This window comes from Variovorax sp. YR634, assembly GCF_900106655.1.
Taxonomy (GTDB): domain Bacteria; phylum Pseudomonadota; class Gammaproteobacteria; order Burkholderiales; family Burkholderiaceae_C; genus Variovorax.
Genome location: NZ_FNOL01000006.1, coordinates 1 through 19128, shown reverse-complemented (window position 1 = coordinate 19128; position 19128 = coordinate 1). Strand labels below are relative to the sequence as shown.

14 protein-coding genes and 2 pseudogenes are annotated in these 19128 nt (G+C 61.5%); 8 read left to right on the top strand and 8 right to left on the bottom strand.

The genetic code is table 11. The annotated features are described in order from the left end of the window. Positions 1 to 88: 88 nt before the first annotated feature. From mnmE to rpmH, 5 genes are all read right to left on the bottom strand, one after another. On the bottom strand, positions 89 to 1495 hold the full coding sequence (mnmE, locus tag BLV60_RS12830) for a tRNA uridine-5-carboxymethylaminomethyl(34) synthesis GTPase MnmE (protein WP_093054980.1): 1407 nt from the start codon (positions 1493 to 1495) through the stop codon (positions 89 to 91). 68 nt (positions 1496 to 1563) lie between these two features. After that, entirely contained in the window at positions 1564 to 3255 is a 1692-nt protein-coding gene (yidC, locus tag BLV60_RS12825; protein ID WP_093054978.1) for a membrane protein insertase YidC, read from the bottom strand. Then, complete coding sequence (gene yidD / locus BLV60_RS12820; protein WP_093054976.1) at positions 3252 to 3539, bottom strand: membrane protein insertion efficiency factor YidD; 288 nt, start codon at positions 3537 to 3539, stop codon at positions 3252 to 3254. Before yidD ends, yidC begins: the two co-directional genes overlap by 4 nt. Next, a complete protein-coding gene (locus BLV60_RS12815; protein ID WP_093054974.1) occupies positions 3536 to 3949 on the bottom strand; it encodes a ribonuclease P protein component in 414 nt (137 codons plus the stop codon). Before BLV60_RS12815 ends, yidD begins: the two co-directional genes overlap by 4 nt. Before the next feature lie 101 nt (positions 3950 to 4050). Then, positions 4051 to 4185 carry a 50S ribosomal protein L34 gene (gene rpmH, locus BLV60_RS12810; RefSeq protein ID WP_007834827.1) on the bottom strand — a complete coding sequence of 45 codons (135 nt, stop codon included), beginning with the start codon at positions 4183 to 4185 and terminating at the stop codon, positions 4051 to 4053. 286 nt (positions 4186 to 4471) lie between these two features. On the opposite strand from rpmH, the gene dnaA reads away from it, so the two are divergent. From dnaA to gyrB, 3 genes are all read left to right on the top strand, one after another. After that, complete coding sequence (gene dnaA / locus BLV60_RS12805; protein ID WP_019653666.1) at positions 4472 to 5851, top strand: chromosomal replication initiator protein DnaA; 1380 nt, start codon at positions 4472 to 4474, stop codon at positions 5849 to 5851. Positions 5852 to 5940: 89 nt separating this feature from the next. Then, positions 5941 to 7047 (top strand): DNA polymerase III subunit beta, encoded by a 1107-nt coding sequence (gene dnaN, locus BLV60_RS12800; protein WP_093054972.1) that lies wholly within the window; start codon positions 5941 to 5943, stop codon positions 7045 to 7047. 155 nt (positions 7048 to 7202) lie between these two features. After that, a complete protein-coding gene (gene gyrB, locus BLV60_RS12795; RefSeq protein WP_093054970.1) occupies positions 7203 to 9809 on the top strand; it encodes a DNA topoisomerase (ATP-hydrolyzing) subunit B in 2607 nt (868 codons plus the stop codon). Positions 9810 to 9962: 153 nt separating this feature from the next. On the opposite strand, the gene BLV60_RS34070 is transcribed toward gyrB, so the two are convergent. Next, positions 9963 to 10196: a hypothetical protein gene (locus tag BLV60_RS34070; RefSeq protein WP_143042586.1), complete on the bottom strand. Its 234-nt coding sequence runs from the start codon at positions 10194 to 10196 to the stop codon at positions 9963 to 9965. Between the two features lie 251 nt (positions 10197 to 10447). On the opposite strand from BLV60_RS34070, the gene BLV60_RS12790 reads away from it, so the two are divergent. The 4 genes from BLV60_RS12790 (at position 10448) to BLV60_RS12775 (ending at position 16645) form a co-directional block, all read left to right on the top strand. After that, positions 10448 to 12490 (top strand): S8 family serine peptidase, encoded by a 2043-nt coding sequence (locus BLV60_RS12790; protein ID WP_143042585.1) that lies wholly within the window; start codon positions 10448 to 10450, stop codon positions 12488 to 12490. Next, entirely contained in the window at positions 12450 to 13802 is a 1353-nt protein-coding gene (locus BLV60_RS12785) for a ComEC/Rec2 family competence protein (protein WP_176928789.1), read from the top strand. Before BLV60_RS12790 ends, BLV60_RS12785 begins: the two co-directional genes overlap by 41 nt. Positions 13803 to 14123: 321 nt before the next feature. Further along, the gene (locus BLV60_RS12780) at positions 14124 to 15536 is read left to right on the top strand and encodes a ComEC/Rec2 family competence protein (protein WP_093054964.1); all 1413 of its coding nucleotides are present in this window, start codon (positions 14124 to 14126) and stop codon (positions 15534 to 15536) included. Between the two features lie 8 nt (positions 15537 to 15544). Then, positions 15545 to 16645, top strand: coding sequence for a patatin-like phospholipase family protein (locus BLV60_RS12775; RefSeq protein ID WP_093055478.1), 1101 nt, complete (start codon positions 15545 to 15547; stop codon positions 16643 to 16645). A gap of 267 nt (positions 16646 to 16912) precedes the next feature. Here BLV60_RS12775 and BLV60_RS12770 read toward each other — a convergent pair. After that, positions 16913 to 17077: pseudogene (locus BLV60_RS12770) on the bottom strand (transposase domain-containing protein); the annotation flags it as partial. A 346-nt stretch (positions 17078 to 17423) separates the two neighbouring features. Here BLV60_RS12770 and BLV60_RS12765 point away from each other — a divergent pair. Beyond that, a complete protein-coding gene (locus tag BLV60_RS12765) occupies positions 17424 to 18683 on the top strand; it encodes a hypothetical protein (protein WP_143042584.1) in 1260 nt (419 codons plus the stop codon). 166 nt (positions 18684 to 18849) lie between these two features. Here BLV60_RS12765 and BLV60_RS12760 read toward each other — a convergent pair. After that, positions 18850 to 19020 (bottom strand): annotated as a pseudogene (locus BLV60_RS12760) (transposase); the annotation flags it as partial. Between the last annotated feature and the right edge of the window lie 108 nt (positions 19021 to 19128).

Here is a 19128-nt window from a genome sequence, read left to right as displayed (position 1 = left end):
GTTTCTTCGGCCCCCGATGTGAGCCGAAGTATCCGCGATGGCCGCGAGGTTCGGCTACAACTGTTTACGTTTTTCAGGTCGCCTGTAGTTATTTACCAATGCAGAAGCGCGAAAAGATGACCCCCAGCAGGTCATCCGCGCCGAATTCGCCGGTGATCTCGTTCAGGGCGTTCTGGGCCAGCCGCAACTCTTCGGCCAGCAGATCGAGCAGCTGGGCCTGTGCCGCCAGGTGGCTGGCGGCCAGCGCCAGGTGCGTTTCGACCCGGGCCAGCGCCTGCACGTGGCGCGCCCGCGCAAGGTACACGCCCTCGGGCACGGCCTGCCAGCCGGCCATGGCCAGCAGCTGTTCGCGCAGGGCCTCGATGCCCAGGCCGGTCTTGGCGGACAGGGCGATGCCTTGCTCGGGGTGGGTAGCGGGCGCTGCGTCCTGCTTGTTCCAGACATCGAGCACCGGCACGCTCGCGGGCAGCTTCTGCCGCAGGCCGGCCAGGATCTCCGCATCGGCGGCGGCGTAGTCGTCCAGGTGCGCGCGGGTGAGGTCGTGCAGGAACAGCACGGCATCGGCGCTTTCGATCTGGCCCCAGGCGCGCGCCACGCCAATCTGCTCGACCTCGTCGCTGCTCTCGCGCAGGCCGGCGGTGTCGGCCACGTGCAGCGGCACGCCGTGGATCTGGATGGTCTGCGAGACCACGTCGCGCGTGGTGCCCGCCACCGCGCTCACGATGGCCAGCTCGGCACCGGCCAGTGCGTTGAGCAGCGAACTCTTGCCCGCGTTGGGCTGCCCCGCAATCACGACCTTGATGCCCTCGCGCAGCAACGCGCCCTGGCGCGCACGCTGCTGCACGGCGGCGAGTTGCGACTGCAGCCTTGCCAGCTGCCCGGTGGCATCGGCCTTCTGCAGGAAGTCGATTTCCTCTTCCGGAAAGTCGAGCGTGGCCTCGACCAGCATGCGCAGGTGGATCAGCGCGTCGCGCAGCGTGTGGATCTCGCGCGAGAACGCACCCGACAGCGAACGCCCGGCACTGCGCGCGGCGGCCTCGGTGCTGGCGTCGATCAGGTCGGCAATGGCCTCGGCTTGCGCCAGGTCGATCTTTCCGTTGAGAAATGCCCGCTGGCTGAACTCGCCGGGCTCGGCCACCCGCAGGCCGGGCAGGCGGGGGCGGCCGGTGACGGGGTCGGGCTCGGCCGCGGCTTCGAGGCAGCGCGCCAGCAGCAGCTGCAGCACGACCGCGCCTCCGTGGGCCTGCAGCTCGAGCACGTCCTCGCCAGTGAAAGAGTTCGGCGAAGGGAAGTGAATGGCCAGGCCGTGGTCGACAGGCTCGCCGTCCGCATCGCGGAACGGCAGGTAGGTGGCCTCGCGCGGCTTGAGCACGCGGCCACAGAGGGCTTCGATCAACGGCGCCAGCTTCGCGCCCGACACCCGCACGATGCCGACCGCCCCGCGCCCTGAGGCTGTGGCGACGGCGACGATGGGATCGGTGGTGCGGGCGAGCATGGGCAGATTCTTTCAGCAAAAAGGGCCGCTGACGCGGCCCTTCGTGGGATGGCTGGGGTGGTGTGCCGCTACTTGGTGCCGAGCACGCCCAGTCGCTTGTTGATGAACCACTGCTGCGCGATCGACAGCACGTTGTTCGTGATCCAGTACAGCACCAGGCCGGCCGGGAAGAAGATGAACATCACGCTGAACGCGAGCGGCATGATCCACATCAGCTTGGCCTGCATCGGATCGGGCGGCGTCGGGTTGAGCCAGGTCTGGAACAGCGAGGTGGCCGTCATCACGACCGGCAGGATGTACCAGGGGTCCGGTGCCGACAGGTCGGTGATCCAGCCGATCCACGGTGCATGGCGCATTTCGACCGACGACAGCAGCACCCAGTAGAGCGCGATGAACACCGGGATCTGGATCACGATGGGGAAGCAGCCGCCCATCGGATTGACCTTTTCGGTCTTGTAGATCCGCATCATTTCCTGCTGCATTTCCTGCGGCTTGTCCTTCAGCCGCTCGCGCATTTCCATGATCTTCGGATTGATGGCCTTCATCTTGGCCATGCTGGCGTAGGCCTTGGCATTGAGCCAGTAGAAGGCCGCCTTCAGCAGCACCACCAGCGCGACGATCGACCAGCCCCAGTTGCCCAGGATGCCGTGCAGCTGGTTCAGCAGCCAGTACAGCGGCTTGGAGATGATCGCGAAGATGCCGTAGTCCTTCACCAGGTCCAGGCCGGGGGCGATGGCCTCGAGCTTCTTTTCTTCCTCGGGGCCGGCGAACAGCGCGCTGTTCACGACCTGCGTGGCGCCCGGGGCGATCTTCGGCAGCGTGGCCACCATGGCAACGGTGAAGAGGTTGTCGCCCAGGTCCTTCACGCGGAACTCGCGGCGCAGCTGCTCGCTGGCCGGGTCGCCCTTGAGCAGCCAGGCCGACACGAAGTAATGCTGCACCATCGCGATCCAGCCGTCGTTGGCCGGCGGAGGCGGCTCGATCTTGCCCTTGGCGATGTCCTTGAAGTCGAGCTTGTGGAACTTCTTCTCGTTGGTGTACGCGGCCGGACCGGTGAAGGTGTTGGTGCCGAACATGGTGCTGGCGGCCACCGTGCCGTGGCGCAGCAGCTGCATGTAGAGCTGCGCGTCGCGCGGCTGGTCGCTCACGTTGACGACTTCGTGGCGCACGCCGATGGTGTAGTCACCGCGGTGGAACACGTAGGTCTTGATGTACTTCAGGCCGCCGACGGGGGCGCTCTCGAAGCCCACTTCCAGCGTGTTCTGGCCATCGGCCATTTCGCGCGGACCGGCCTTCGGCGTCATCGGCGTCAGGTGGTTGGGGAAGCGCTCACCAGTGTCGACCTGGTTCAGCAGGCCGGTCTGCGCGACGTAGCGCGTGGCGGACGAGCCGTTTTCGAACAGCACCACATGCTTGGTGCGGTCGGCTTCGTCGTACTTCAGCAGCTCGAGGTGGTTGACCGTGGCGCCTTCGCTGTCGATCGTTGCCTTGAACAGGTCGGTGGTCACGTTGACCTGCTCGCGCGGCGCGGCCGCGGCGGCTTGCGTGGGCACGGCGCCGGCGTTGCCGCTGGTGCCGGATGCGGTCGGCACGCCGTTGCTGGCTGCAGGTGCGTTGGCTGGGGCGGCGGCCGTGGCGGCCGGCTTGGTCGACGGCAGGAAGGTCGGCTTGTTGCCGTTGAAGACCTGCCATTGGTCCCACAGCAGCACCAGCGAGAACCCAAAAATCACCCACAGTATCGTGCGGCGGATATCGTTCATGACGAAGACTTCTTGTCGGAGGAGAGAAGAGACGAAAACAGCGATCCTGACTTGTCAGTGCGACGCTGAGATTTCGGTGGAACCGGATCGTGGCCGCCCTGGCACCAGGGCTGGCAGCGCGCGATGCGGTGCAGAGTCAGGTAGCTGCCCTTGAGCGCGCCGTGCACCTCGAGCGCCTCGATCGAATACACGGAGCAGGTCGGCGTGAAGCGGCACGACTGGCCGAGCCAGGGGCTCAGCAGCAGGCGGTAGGCCTTCACGAGGCCGATCAGCAGGCGTTTCATGGCGAAGAAGAAGGTGCCGCAGGCGCCGCGGGGGTGCGCGCAGCCCGCGCCAGCAGTTGCTGGAGCTCGGCGCGCACGGCGGCCTTGAGCTTGTCCGAGGTGGCGCTCACGAATTCCTTGCGGTCGAAACCGGCGCGCAGGCGCACCACGTGCGCAGCACGCGGCAAGGCGACGCCGGGAGCGGCACTCACGGCGTAGATCTGACGCTTGATGGCATTGCGCGTGACAGCACGACGCGCCCAGCGCTTGGGCACCATGGCACCCAGCCAGACGTCGTCGGACGCGAACAACGGCTGTGCGCTCGATGCGAGATCGAGCGCACAGCGATGCAATGCGAAATGAGCAGTGCGCGCCACGGTGGCACCTGCGAGGACGGCCTGGAATTGCGCGCGGGTCTTGAGCCGCTGCATGGAAGCCGGGCTGTGCACGTCATTGCCGGTTGGACCGGAAGCGCTGGCTGCGGGAGCCTGCGCTGACGTGTCGGCTGCTGGCAACGGCAGGTGGTCTGCCGTCAGACGGCTAGGCGCTTGCGGCCCTTGGCGCGGCGTGCGTTGATGACGGCACGGCCGCCGCGGGTCTTCATGCGGACCAGGAAGCCGTGGGTACGGGCGCGGCGGACTTTGGATGCTTGGTATGTGCGTTTCATGATGGTTCCAGATTCCCTGATTTCCGCATGAAAAAACCTGCGGGCGCTGGGGAGCGTGTTTCGGATGGCCCCCGAAAGACGCAATGAGGTTTTCAGGGAAACCCGCAATTATCGCAAACATTGGCCGCCGGAACAATCTTCGAGCAGATTTGCGGGCCTTTCGACATGCCGGCCAGCGTGTGGATAAGGTTTTGACAAGTTAGAATGCCGAGCGCCTTCCAGCAGAGAATATCCACAATACCTATACCAAAAATGCCCGAGGGTCTCATCACTTTTTCAAGCGCCCATGTCGACTGACGGCATCGGCGAAAGCCTGTGGCAGGCCTGCGTCGACCAGCTCGCGCAGGAGCTGTCCGAGCAGCAGTTCAACACCTGGATCAAGCCCCTGACAGCGCAGGTCGCCGACGACCTGTCGCGCATGACGGTGTTCGTTGCCAACCGCTTCAAGCTCGACTGGATCCGGGCCCAGTACGCCGGCAAGATCGCAGCCATGGCCGAGAAGATGTACGGCCAGCCGGTTGCCATCGAGTTAGCGCTCGCTCCGCGCGAAGTGCCCGTGCGCTCTGCACCCGTGGCCGTCATGACCGAAACGGACGTGCCGCGCGACGTGGCCGGACCGGGCGAGGAGCCGGCCGCGGCCGGCTTCAAGAACCGCCTGAATTCCGGCCTCACTTTCGACACCTTGGTCGAGGGCACGGCCAACCGCATGGCGCGCGCCGCGGCCATGCACGTGGCTGGCATGCCTGGCCATCTTTACAACCCGCTTTTCATCTACGGCGGCGTCGGCCTGGGCAAGACCCACCTGATGCACGCTGTGGGTAACCGGCTGCTGGCCGACAAGCCGGATTCCAAAGTTCTCTACATCCACGCCGAGCAATTCGTGTCGGATGTGGTCAAAGCCTATCAGCGCAAGACTTTCGATGAGTTCAAGGAGCGCTACCACTCGCTCGATCTGTTGCTGATCGACGATGTGCAGTTCTTCGCCAACAAGGACCGGACGCAGGAAGAGTTCTTCAACGCGTTCGAGGCCCTGCTCGCCAAGAAGTCGCACATCGTGATGACCAGCGACACCTATCCGAAGGGGCTGGCGGACATCCACGAGCGCCTGGTTTCGCGCTTCGATTCGGGCCTCACGGTGGCCATCGAGCCGCCCGAGCTTGAAATGCGCGTGGCCATCCTGATCAACAAGGCGCGCGCCGAATCGGCCGAAATGCCGGAAGAAGTGGCCTTCTTCGTCGCCAAGAACGTGCGCTCGAATGTGCGCGAGCTCGAAGGGGCGCTGCGCAAGATCCTGGCGTATTCGCGCTTCAACCAGAAGGAGATCTCGATCGCCCTGGCGCGCGAGGCGCTGCGCGACCTGCTGTCGATCCAGAATCGGCAGATCTCCGTCGAGAATATCCAGAAGACGGTGGCCGACTACTACAAGATCAAGGTCGCCGACATGTACAGCAAGAAACGCCCGGCCAGCATTGCGCGGCCACGGCAGATCGCGATGTACCTGGCCAAGGAGCTCACGCAGAAAAGCCTGCCGGAAATCGGCGAGCTGTTCGGTGGGCGCGACCACACGACGGTGCTGCACGCGGTGCGCAAGATCTCGGGCGAGCGCCAGCAGCTCACCGAGCTCAACCAGCAGCTCCACGTGCTCGAACAGACGCTCAAGGGCTGACCGCCGAATGTCATCAAGGGTGCCCCTCGCGACAGCGGAGAATGGCGTCTTACAGGCTGATTCAAAGAGATAGAGAAGAGGAAGAAGACATGATCGTTTTGAAGGCAAACCAAGACAAAGTCCTCGCCGCGCTGCAGTCGGTGGCGGGCATCGTCGAGCGGCGTCACACCTTGCCGATCCTGGCGAACGTGCTGATCCGCAAGACCGGCGGCCAGCTGCAGCTGACCACGAGCGACCTCGAAATCCAGATCCGCACCACCGCCGAACTCGGCGGCGACGAAGGCAACTTCACCACCACCATCGGCGCGCGCAAGCTGATCGACATCCTGCGCACCATGCCGGCCGACCAGACCGTGAGCCTCGAATCGAGCGCGAGCAAGCTGGTGCTCAAGGGCGGCAAGAGCCGCTTCACGCTGCAGTCGCTGCCCGCCGAAGACTTTCCGCTGGTTCAGGAAGCAGCCAATTTCGGCCCCGTGTTCAGCGTGCCGCAAAAGACGCTGAAAGACCTGCTCTCGCAGGTGTCGTTCGCCATGGCCGTGCACGACATCCGCTACTACCTGAACGGCATCCTGTTCGTTGCCGAAGGCAAGCAGCTGAGCCTGGTGGCCACCGACGGCCACCGCCTGGCGTTCTCGTCGGCCACGCTCGACGTCGAAGTGCCGCGCCAGGAAGTCATCCTGCCGCGAAAGACCGTGCTCGAAATGCAGCGCCTGCTGTCCGACGCCGAAGGCGCCATCGAGATGCAGTTCGCGAACAACCAGGCCAAGTTCAGCTTCGGCGGCATGGAGTTCGTCACCAAGTTGGTCGAGGGCAAGTTCCCCGACTACAACCGCGTCATCCCGAAGAACCACAAGAACACTGTCACGCTGGGCCGTGCACCACTGCTGGCCAGCCTGCAGCGCACCGCCATCCTGACCAGCGAGAAGTTCAAGGGCGTGCGCCTGAACATCGAGCCGGGCACGCTGCGAATCGCGTCGAACAACGCCGAGCAGGAAGAGGCGCAAGACGAACTCGACATCGACTACGGCGGCGACGCCATCGAAATCGGCTTCAACGTGACCTACCTGATCGACGCGCTGTCGAACATGGACCAGGACATGGTCAAGCTGGACCTTGCCGACTCCAACAGCTCGGCCTTGTTAACCATCCCCGAGAACGCATCTTTCAAGTACGTCGTGATGCCGATGCGTATCTAGAAAGAGCTTGATTCACCCCCAGGCTTGCCCACTTCGTGTGGCCGCCAACCCCCTGCAGGGGGCAATACCAGCGGCCCGGCAGAGCCGGTTCCGCGGTATTTCCAGAATGGAACAGCGTACCGCCCGGTTGCCGTGAGAGTTAGAGGAATATCCGAATGAGTGCTGAAGAAAACAAGCCCGACGTGCCCCACACCGAGCCCGTCTACATCCCCGAGATCGACACCGTGGCCCCCGACACCAGCTACGGCGAAGGCTCCATCACGATCCTCGAAGGGCTTGAAGCCGTGCGCAAGCGCCCCGGCATGTACATCGGCGACACCTCCGACGGCACCGGCCTGCACCACCTGGTGTTCGAAGTCGTCGACAACTCCATCGACGAGGCGCTGGCTGGCCATTGCGACGACATCGTCGTGACCATCCACAGCGACAACTCGATCTCCGTTACCGACAACGGCCGCGGCATCCCGACCGGCGTGAAGATGGACGACAAGCACGAGCCCAAGCGCTCGGCTGCGGAAATTGCGCTCACCGAACTGCACGCCGGCGGCAAGTTCAACCAGAACAGCTACAAGGTGTCGGGCGGCCTGCACGGCGTGGGCGTGAGCTGCGTGAACGCGCTGAGCGTGATGCTGCGCCTCGTGGTGCGCCGCGAAGGCAAGATCCACGAACTCGAATTCAGCCGCGGCTTCGTGCAGAACCGCCTGCTCGAGACGGTGAACGGCGTCGAAGTCTCGCCCATGAAGATCATCGGCGACACCGACAAGCGCGGCACCGAGGTGCACTTTCTTCCTGACACCCAGATCTTCAAGGAGAACTCGGACTTCCACTACGAGATTCTCAGCAAGCGCCTGCGCGAACTGAGCTTCCTGAACAACGGCGTGCGCATCCGCCTGAAGGACGAGCGCACCGGCAAGGAAGACGACTTCTCCGGCGCCGGCGGCGTGCGCGGCTTCGTCGAGTTCATCAACAAGGGCAAGACCGTCCTGCATCCGAACTCGTTCTACGCCGAGGGCGAGCGCCCGGCCGACACTTACGGCGGCATCCCCGGCACGCACATCGGCGTCGAAGTGGCGATGCAGTGGAACAGCGGCTACAACGAGCAGGTGCTGTGCTTCACCAACAACATCCCGCAGCGTGACGGCGGCACCCACCTCACCGGCCTGCGCGCCGCGATGACCCGCGTCATCAACAAGTACATCGAAGAGAACGAGTTCGCGAAGAAGGCGAAGGTCGAAGTCACCGGCGACGACATGCGCGAAGGCCTGTGCTGCGTGCTGAGCGTGAAGGTGCCCGAGCCCAAGTTCTCGAGCCAGACCAAGGACAAGCTGGTGTCCAGCGAAGTGCGCGCGCCAGTGGAGGACATCGTCGGCAAGCTGCTCACCGACTACCTGCAGGAACGCCCGAACGACGCCAAGATCATCTGCGGCAAGATCGTCGAGGCCGCCCGCGCCCGCGAAGCCGCCCGCAAGGCCCGCGAAATGACGCGCCGCAAGGGCGTGCTCGACGGCATGGGCCTGCCCGGCAAGCTGGCCGACTGCCAGGAGAAAGATCCGGCGCTGTGCGAGGTCTACCTGGTGGAGGGTGACTCCGCCGGCGGCTCCGCCAAGCAGGGCCGCGACCGGAAGTTCCAGGCCATCCTGCCGCTGCGCGGCAAGATCCTGAACGTCGAGAAGGCTCGCTACGAGAAGCTGCTCACCAGCAACGAAATTCTCACGATGATCACCGCGCTGGGCACTGGCATCGGCCGTGCCGGCGCGACCACCGCGGGCGGCGGCGCGGACGACTTCAACGTCGCCAAGCTGCGCTACCACCGCATCATCATCATGACCGACGCCGACGTCGACGGCGCCCACATCCGCACGCTGCTGCTCACGTTCTTCTACCGGCAGATGCCCGAGCTGGTCGAGCGCGGCCACATCTACATCGCGCAGCCTCCGCTGTACAAGGTGAAGGTCGGCAAGGAAGAGCAGTACCTGAAGGACGGCCCCGCGCTCGACGCCTTCCTGCTCAAGGTGGCGCTGAAAGACGCGAGCCTGCAGACCGGCGGCGCCAACTCCACCACGCTGAGCGGCGACACCCTGGGCGAGCTGGCACGCAAGCACCAGGTGGCCGAGGCCGTGATCGCGCGCCTGCGCAACTTCATGGACGCCGAGGCGCTGCGCGCCATCGCCGACGGCGTGGCGCTCGACCTCGACACCACGCCCGCCGCCGAGGCATCGGCCGTTGCGCTGCAGGCCAAGCTGCGTGAGCTCAACACCACCGGCATTCCGGCCGAGGTGAGCAGCGAGTTCGACGCGCGCACCGACAAGCCGCTGCTGCGCATCAGCCGCCGCCACCACGGCAACATCAAGAGCAGCGTGCTCACGCAAGACTTCGTGCACGGCGCCGACTACGCCGCGCTCGCCGAAGCAGCCAACACCTTCCGCGGCCTGCTAAGCCCCGAAGGCGCGCTGGTGAAGCGCGGCGAAGGCGAACGCGCCAAGGAAGAAAAGGTCGACGACTTCCGCCAGGCCATGAAGTGGCTCATCGGCGAAGCCGAGCGCGCCACCTCGCGCCAACGCTACAAGGGCCTGGGCGAGATGAACCCCGAGCAGCTGTGGGAAACCACGATGGACCCGACCGTGCGCCGCCTGCTACGCGTGCAGATCGACGACGCGATCGAGGCCGATCGTGTGTTCACGATGCTGATGGGCGACGAGGTGGAGCCGCGCCGCGAGTTCATCGAGCAGAACGCGCTGCGGGCGGCGAATATCGACGTGTAAGCCTGTAGGTTCTCAGAATAGATGCAAACATTCTCGCGACTTGCAAATCCGCCCGCTTGCCGCCGCAAGAGCCGAGTTGCAAGGATCCGGTAGGACTTCTCCAGTACGACGGGTCGGTCGGAAGGAGTCATCCTTCGACGCGCCGAGGCGTGCCTAGCTGAGTACGGGCGCCCAAATTTGTTTGTTGATGCCGGTTTGATGATGCGTTTTCAGGCCCTCTCCGCCTGACGTGCCAGCGCGGGCAGGACGGTGCCACGGCACGTAGCCGTGGTCGGTCATCCCGACGACGATCTTGTCGTAGTAGCGCAGCAGCCGCCCTTGCGCTTCCAGGCCGCCATCGTCTACGAATACAAGACCTATGACGGCCCTATCAGCGTGGCGCCTCATTGCATACCTGCTGCTCTCATTCCAGCGAGGGAGGACTTTTGCGACATCGCAAAGGTCAGAGGGGCCTGGCCCCGATCTCGAAGAGCACGAGGCGATGATCGCTACGGAGAACGAGTAAACATCCCCAATCTTAGGGATGTGCTTTTTCACCACAGCGTTCAGACTCGCTTGGTGGCGTGGGGGGTTAATCCTGTTCTCATGTCCGCTGTCCGTCGTATAAGCCGCCAAACTGGTGAGTGAGGGAGGAGTTCATGTCAGCAGTTCCCGCTTTTGTGGTGGAGTACTTCCTGCTGGCGAATGCAGGAGCTGAGTCGGTCGACCGCTTTACCCAGGACGGTAGTGTTGCATTGGACGTGTGGCTCGCGTACGCAGACCGCCGCACCGATAAGGCCAGAATCTTGGTGGCAGGCCCTCAGGGCGGCAGCACTACCCAACTTGCCGCTCGCTTGCATAGCGTCATTTCGGCGGCGCGCCGGCATCAACACGATCCGGAGGCTAGGCGCACGGGAGTGGCGGCACTAGATTCGTACGCTATAGCGAACGTCAACTTCCAGGAGTTGATTCACATAGTGCTGCCAATGACTGCGTGGTGGCAGCAACACAAGCTCACCGAAATTGCTGCACTGATTGATCACGACCGGCATGTGGTCCACGAGGCGGTCTACGCGCGGCTTTCTGGAGTCCTTCTCACTGATTTTCTTCAGACGTGCGAACCGAAGAACACGGAACTGGCCAAGCAACTGTACGACGCTGCTCCCGTTTTGGGTCTCATCGGGCTGTTCATTGCCGTGGATCGAGGAAACATCAGCCTGGATGGCTTTCCCTTATCCGGTCAGACGAGCTTCGGCATCGCCTTTGAGAAGTGGATGCTGGAGAGCATCAACGCCATCTCTCAAGCAGTTTTCCAAGAGCTTCTGGTGCGCACACCTGCATACAAACCGTCGGCGACGTTCAAGAAGCGTCGAGCCCTGATGAGAGAGGACTCAGAAGAGCAACTGGTTATTCAGCGCGTTTTCTGCGACCGACCGGCCGAACTGGCCGACTTCGACGCACTAGGCACAATCAAGGCGGACGCGGCAAAGCGCCTGTTCGACATGACATGCCGATCCATCACATGGGCAATCATTGATGCAGGAATTGACGGCAGTCACCCGGCATTCGCCGACCATGACGCGCCTGCCAAGAAATGGCATGACGGCAGGCCCCCGTCGCGGGTGCGCCGCACGTTCGATTTCACAAAGATTGAGCGCATACGGAGCTATGACTTGACGACCGAGCGCGAGGGCTCAACTGGCCGAAAAGCCGAAATCCGAGCGATTGTTGATGAACTTGTTCAGGTGCCCGGTCGAGATGACACGCCTGAGTTCAGGGAATTTGCTACGGAGAACCTGGAGCTCATCGCAGTTCAGCTCGATAACGAGCTCACTCCCGATTGGAAGCTGATTGAGCCGCTCATCGAACTTGACCGGCCGGACCTGGATTCGCTGTCTTCGGACCATGGTACGCACGTGGCAAGCATTCTCGGCGGGGACTGGCGACGGGAGTACGGGGTGGCGGAGGAGAAGCCCAAGCTCCTCGGAGTGTGTCCAGACATCAACCTCTACGATCTGAGGGTACTCAAAGGGCAGGGTGGCCTCGAGAACCTGGAGTCGTCCGTCATTTCGGCGCTGGACTTCCTCCGATACCTGAATTCCAAGAGCAATCAGGAGCCGATCGTGGCGGGGGCGAACATCAGCCTATCCATTCCCTACAGCCCCGGTACGTACGGCTGCGGGGTGACGCCAGTCTGTGTTGCAAGCGACCGATTAAGCGATTCAGGGGTGGTGGTCGTGGCCGCGGCGGGAAATCGTGGCTGGAGTCAACAAACGACCGGGCTAGCCGGAATGGTTTTTGGCCAAGCACTGTTCTCCACGGTCACGGACCCAGGGAATGCGCACCAAGTCATCACAGTTGGCGCCACGCATCGGCTGAAGCCACATCTGCACGGCGTGAGCTTCTTCTCGGGTCGCGGCCCCACTGCGGATGGCCGCATCAAGCCGGATGTGGTCGCTCCGGGAGAAAAGATTCGTGGAGCGGTTCCTGGTAGCGACGAGCGAACGAAGGATGGCACCAGCATGGCGGCTCCCTTCGCCAGTGGGGCGGCAGCGCTCCTGCTGGCCAGGCACCAGGAACTCCTAGGTTACCCGCAAAGGGTCAAGAAGATTCTCTGTGACTCGGCAACCGACCTTGGGCGAGAGAGGTATTTCCAAGGCAATGGCCTTGTCGACGTTCTGCGTGCGCTGCAATCCATTTGAGGGAGAAGTTCACATGCTTTTTAATCTTGAAGTTCTGCCGGCGCAGGAGGGCGACTGCCTCATCTTGCAGTGGAAAAACAAGACTTCAGAAGTGCACACCGCGGTCATCGACGGCGGACCGGGTCAGGTTTATGAAAAGAGCCTTCGTCCGCGGCTTGAAGAGCTTGCGGGTGGCGACAAGCTGATGCTGGATCTGGTGATGATTAGCCATGTCGACAACGACCATATCGTCGGCGTGATGAAAATGCTCGGTGCCATGAGTAAGGAAATCGAAGATGGCAAGGCGCCCAACGAGAGGATGCTTCGGATCGGACGACTCTGGCACAACACCTTCAACGACATTCTTGGCGACCAGCTGGACGCGTACTACGAGAACGAAGTGACGGCCAGTGTAGGTGGTGACTTCGGAAAGCTTGGGGGAAAGGCGCAGAAGGAGATTGCTAAGAAGCTGAAGGAAAAAGGTGAGAAGGCTGACGAAGCGGAGCACACCGCGGAGGATATTGCCGCCGTACTCGCTGGCCACGGCGAGTCGCGAAGCGTTCGAGACTCCTACACCTTTCTCAAAGGTAGGGGCGCTATCAAGTATTCGCTCAATGCACCCTTCAAGGTGAATGACCACCCTACGCTCATCGTGAGTCCTCGGGAGGCCATCGCCATTGAAGGACTCAACATGGCAATCTTTGGTCCACGTGCAGATGAGATCGAGGCGCTACAGAAGGCATTCGACAAATACATCAAGGACAAAAATCTGACTGCAGAAGCGGCGCTGGCAGCTTATGCCGACAAGAGTGTTCCGAATCTCTCCAGCATCGTTGCTCTTGTCGGCCTCGAAGAAGGTGGCAACCGAAAGACCATTCTGCTCACTGGCGATGCTCGAGGTGACAAGGTTCTCGAGAGCCTGGAGGAAGCGGGCGTGCTTGGCGACAAGCCCATGTTTGTGGATGTCCTAAAAGTGCCGCATCATGGCAGCAACAGAAACGTTGACGCTGACTTCTTTGAGCGGATTCATGCCAACACCTACGTGATGTCCGCAAATGGCAAGTACGGCAACCCCGATCTGCCGACCGTCAGGTGGATTGTCGATTCCAGAAAGAAGTCTGGCCGATACGACATCGTTCTCACCTATCCCCTGAAAACTATCGATGCGGAACGCAAGCGCGTTCACGAGAAGGATCATCCCGGCACGCCATGGAAGGCGGCGACGATGGCACTAGAGGCCTACTTCGAATCCAAGAAGGCGGAGGGGTACAAATTTCGCGTCCTCGCCGGTGACGGTGATAGCCCGGTATTGGTCAAACTGGGGGACGAGTAGCTCTCGCGCACCCGTAGGGCGGGCGTACCGAATATGTGCAGAGTCATGGCAAGTTGAGAGAAAGACCGAATGGCACTGAAATGCGGCGTTCCAAAAGGAGTGGCTAACAAGCACCTGAGAGACGCGGACGATGGGCACCACTAGATGCTGACCCAAGTGGAAGGACCGTATGGTGCACGCGTCCAGTGTGAAGTCGGCTGTGAAGGCCGTAATGTGGCGGACATAGGATGCTTAAGGGAGGAGAAACACAAGGATGTCTAGATTCAGAGAAATCGGGCGCCAACAGGTGATAGAGGCGAGACTGTTTCGAGAGGTCAGAGCATGAGCCAACTGCGCAATCCTTTCTTCAGCCCGCCTAGCTATTCGCCGCCGTTCGAGCAATCGGAGGGCATGCTCTATGCAGCCTACGAAGTGGTGGGCGAAGGCAACCCGACCGCTGAAGGTTCTCCCACAGAGCCACTGGTCTTCGAGTGCGTGGTCGCTGGGGCTGACGGTATGCTTCAGCCAAGCGGCTGGGGAAGCCTCGACTGGCCGCGCTTGGCTATCCTGGAAGCGACGAATCTCAAGCTGCGCGATTGGCCTGCTAACGCTTCACCCGGAGACGTGGTGTGGTATCAGTTCAGGTACTTCCAGGCCGCAGCCGGAGAGGAGGTCGGATTGTTGTACCCAGGGCTTTTCAGCGAAGGCCTGCCCGTGCATCTGAAGTCGGCAAATGTCGGCGGGCCAAGCTTGAATCAACCACCCCGTGAAGTGGTGCTGCGAGAGCGCAGTCCGAACTTGATCGAAAAAAGCGCGAAGTCGGATCTGAAAACGCGCCTCAACGAAATCGACACCGTCGGTGGGGTTGTCGCGTATGACGTCGGACAAGGGGCCGCTCATGGGGCCCTGGGGGCTTGTTATCGTCCGTCGGTTTACATCGATTTCGGCGGTGGCGTCACCGGGAACACACGCACGTTTCCGAAAGAATTTAAAGGGTTTTGCTTCACGGCCGAGCCTCTCATCATCCTGACCCACTGGGACTGGGATCATTGGTCCTCGGCTCTGCGGCAGAAAGAGGCTTTGGAGATGACGTGGCTTGCGCCGCAACTCAAAAAGCCGTTGCCAATTCAGCACGCGTTCGCCATGGAGCTCGCCAAGAAAGGCAAGCTTTACGAGTGGCCTGAGACCACCACAACTGCTTTTCGAGGTAAGACTCTCGTTATTGAGAAGTGCACTGGTAAGACCTCGAACGACTCTGGGCTCGCCGTAACGGTACGTCGCGAAGGCACGAGAAAGCGCTTCCTCATCCCTGGTGATGCTTCGTACGGCCACATCCCGTCGGTCATGACGGGAACTCGTCTCGATGGCCTAAGCATGACTCATCACGGCGGGGTCTTGCATGACAAGGCCTACCCCACACCGAAGCGAGGAGCTGCAGCCATCCTGTCGGTCGGGGCAACCAACTCACATGGCCATCCGCGCTTGGGCACCATTGACTTTCACCTCGAAAAGAAGTGGAAGTTGCCACTTTCGACGGGCTTCTCCGGTCAGCGGCCAAGCCACGTCTACGTAGGGTGGGGTGAGCAGCCGCGGATCGTTGCTGGAGGGTGTGGACGCGGAGCCTGTAGTACGGCCTTGCACAAATTGGTCCCGAAGTTGGCCGGCGTCGCGCTGGTGCCAGCAGTCAAAGGTGGACCATACCTTTCGGTCTCCGCGCCGAAGCCTAAGCCCGTCTCGGCTGCGACTGGTACATGAACGGGAAAATGCCCGCACCCTCTGGTCAGAGCCTACCTTCCGCTGGCAAATCAGAGGTCTCGCTGGCACTCTCTGGCGGGGGCGTGCGCGCGATGGCCTTTCACATGGGGGTGCTCTGCTATCTCTCGGATAAGGGCTGGTTAGACCGCGTCGTTCGGATCAGCAGCGTATCTGGCGGCAGTCTCATCACCGGGCTCATCTTCTCGGCAAATGGCGAGAAGTGGCCGACCAGTCAACCCGAGTTTGACCAAGTGCTAGCCAAGGTGCGGAGCATCATGTGCTCCACGGACCTTCGGTGGGCCGCCGCCAAGTACCTCTACTGGCCACCGAATTGGCGCTTCCTGCTTTCTAGGGCGAACTTGGTAGAACGGGCTATCCAAAGTGCCTGGAATGTTCAGAAGTACTTGGACGAGTTGCCGGAGCTACCTGCGTGGTCCATAAATGGCACTGTGGCTGAGGACGGCAAGAGGTTTCGATTCAAGAGTGATGGGATGGGCGACTACGAATTCGGCTACGCTAGAGTGCGCATGCGTCTTAGCACCGCTTTGGCAGTCTCGGCTGCTTTTCCGGGGGGCATCGGACCCTTGACCATCAAGACGCGCCTCTACACATGGATGAAACGACCCTACGGCGCGCTACCGAGCGCCGACAGGCCTTGGACTCCTGCGTTCAAGAGGCTGCACCTCTATGATGGCGGGGTTTACGACAATCTAGGCCTTGAGTCACTTTTCGATGCCGGTAAGGGAATGTCCAAGAACGGCAACGATGTCATCATTGTTTCGGACGCTGGCGCGCCGCTGGAGCGAGGGTTCTCGTTGTGGGCACTAAATCCGTTCCGGTTCAAGCGGATCTCGGACATCATGTCCGACCAGATTCGCAGCCTCAGAGTCAGGCCGTTGGTGGAGCACTTGAAAAGGACTAAAGTCGGCGCGTACCTGCAGATGGACAACGCGCTCATCCCAAAGGGCAAGAGCGCCGACGCGCTGCTGACCTGTTCGTTCCCCACAGATCTGTGCAAGCTCACGCCCGCGCAGTTTGACGCCATGACCCGTCACGGCTACGCCGTGGCGGAAGCGGTCGACAGGGCCTATCCTTGGAATGTCCAGTGACTTGATGTCGCCTGCAGCGGCCACCCAGACGGCTGACGGCTTGCTTTGGGCCAGTAAGCCGTTTGCGGCGGCTGAGCGACTTTGGCCGCCTCCTGGCGCCTATGTAGGTACGGTGAAGATCAGCGCTTCGTTCGCGCGAGCCACTCTCGCGCTATCGTGGGTACGCCGAATTCTTCACAGAAGATGCCCTGTAGAACGGTCTGCCGAAGCCTGATGCGAATGCCCGGCTCGCGAGCGCGGATGCACACTCTTGCCCATGTTCGGTCGCTAGCGTTGTACCCACTGATGTGGCAACAGCTCGTAGATGTCATTAGACGGCCGCGTCGGCAATTGCTGCAGGACGTTCTTCCGATACGAATACGGGTCACGGCCGTTGAGATTTTCTGAATGAATCAGGCTCATGATGATCGCGGCGCGCTTCCCAGCCGATAGCGGACATCGTCGAAAACGGACTGGTGTCCTTGAATGCGCTAGGAACTACATCAGATGTAAAAGTGCCGTGGCGGGCATGCAACTTTAAATTTGAAATATGCCGGCCTCACGAGATGTAAATAAACATCAGCACAAAGGCAAGTCGAACAATCGGCTTGAATTTAGACCCGCCACACGCAGGCACCTCGCGGCTGCAGCAGGCTATAAATGCGCCATCCGCGGGTGCCTGAAACCGTCGACCTGCGTCGCAACAAAGAGGGACGGTACAGTAGGAACCGCCAATTTCGGAAGAGCGTCGCACATCTATGCTGCTTCGCCCAACGGGCCACGGCCGGCGCCACCAGGAATGACGCCCCACGAGATCACACATCATTCGAATGGAATCTGGACGTGCGGCGGTTGCGGCGAAATTGTCGACAAACTGGAATGTGACTATTCGCCAGCCCAACTGGTCGAAATGAAAAGAGTACGCGAAGCCGCTGAGAAGATGGCGGTCAGCGACCCGCAGATAAGGGGCATTTCTTGCTATCTTTCTCCTATCGAATTCGATGAGGTGTTCTGGAAGAATCTACCGAGCCTTGAGGTCGACAAGATTCGCCCAGCCTTGCAGGAAATTGCAGCGAGGGAGATGCAACGTTTGTGCGAACGCTCGAGCCGAGACCTGTCAGTCCCGGGCCATCTGTCACTCAGGCCACTGGTCAGCGCGATTAAAACAATCATCGAAAGTGACGGGGATGACCCGCCCGCCTTCCTGAACAGAACTGTGGCCCACCCGTATCCCCATAGCCGTTCAGTCGGTGACGACCACACTGTGACACGGCGTAGGGCAGCAGAGATCGTGGACGCGTGGGCCGAGCGCATTCAGAGTCACCATTGGAGCGGGACCGAGTGGCACATTCATTATGTGAATGTACTGATCACGGCACGCCATCCGCAGACCGGGGTTGTGTGTGAATCGCCCATCCGGGTGGTTGGAAATGGATACGGCCGACATGATCACACCGCCGATGAGGGCGAAGTCCTGCGTTTGAAGGTGAGGGGGACTAGTAGTCTCGTTAGCAACCTTAATTGGCAGCTTGACGTAGCCCTTGACAAGGGAGTGATGCTTACAACGAGCGCCTTGCGCCTAGCTGGTAGGCTTTCGCCCAGTAACTTCCATAGCCCTCGATGGGAAGAGGAGTTCGACTCCTACGAGCAGGTCGTACAGAAGTTGGCGGAAGGCTGGCAACCGATCGGCTTTGTCGATATGAACCCCGACCAGTCTTCAATCGAGGATCGCATGCATCCGGAAGCATTCGAGATCGAACTGCAGATCACCGCGTCCGAGCTCGACGAGTGCCTCTACCGATGCAGCAAGATTCGGCTCGCACGTGTGCTTGAAAGGCAGTGGGGGTGGTGGTTTGCGTGCACCGAGGCCTATTTCGAGCGCGGCCTGGATCTCACGATGATTCAGTCTGCTTCAGACGAACTGCGGGCGCGGTTGGGACCACCGCCTTACTTGTATCGGGGAGAGTCACCACCCCTGGTAAGCGTGGGCAAGCGTGATATTAAGCTTGTGGCAAGGGACGGCACTATCGCCTTTAAAGATGTCCTGCGCCGCAGGTAATCGCCGTAGTGGGCATACCCCTCCATTGGGCCCCGATGCGCAGGCTGGAGCCAGTCAGCGCGCAATCGCCGAGTGCCCTTGCGAGCAGTCCAGAGGAAGTAAATACGGGCCTTCGGCCGGCGGCCGGCGTTGTGCGCTGGCACGCCCGTAGCAAACCTGCGAACAGTCAGTTGGATCTTCCGATGGTGATTGGCCGAATGTGGTTTCTCACCCAGTTGTTGTCCGATGGCAGATCGCCGCCATCGACGTAATGTGTGAGCTCCCGCCAGCGCGTTAGGCAGTAGTAGATCACCCCGGCCGCGCCGGATCCACCCGGCACCCTCTGTCGTTGCCCGGCTAGCCATTGCTGCGTAAGCGACCGGTCATGTCATCTTGACGCGGATACCGCGTCAAACACCATTGATCTCGTCGATGGCTTGCCCGTCGTCGTAGAACTGGGCGATGG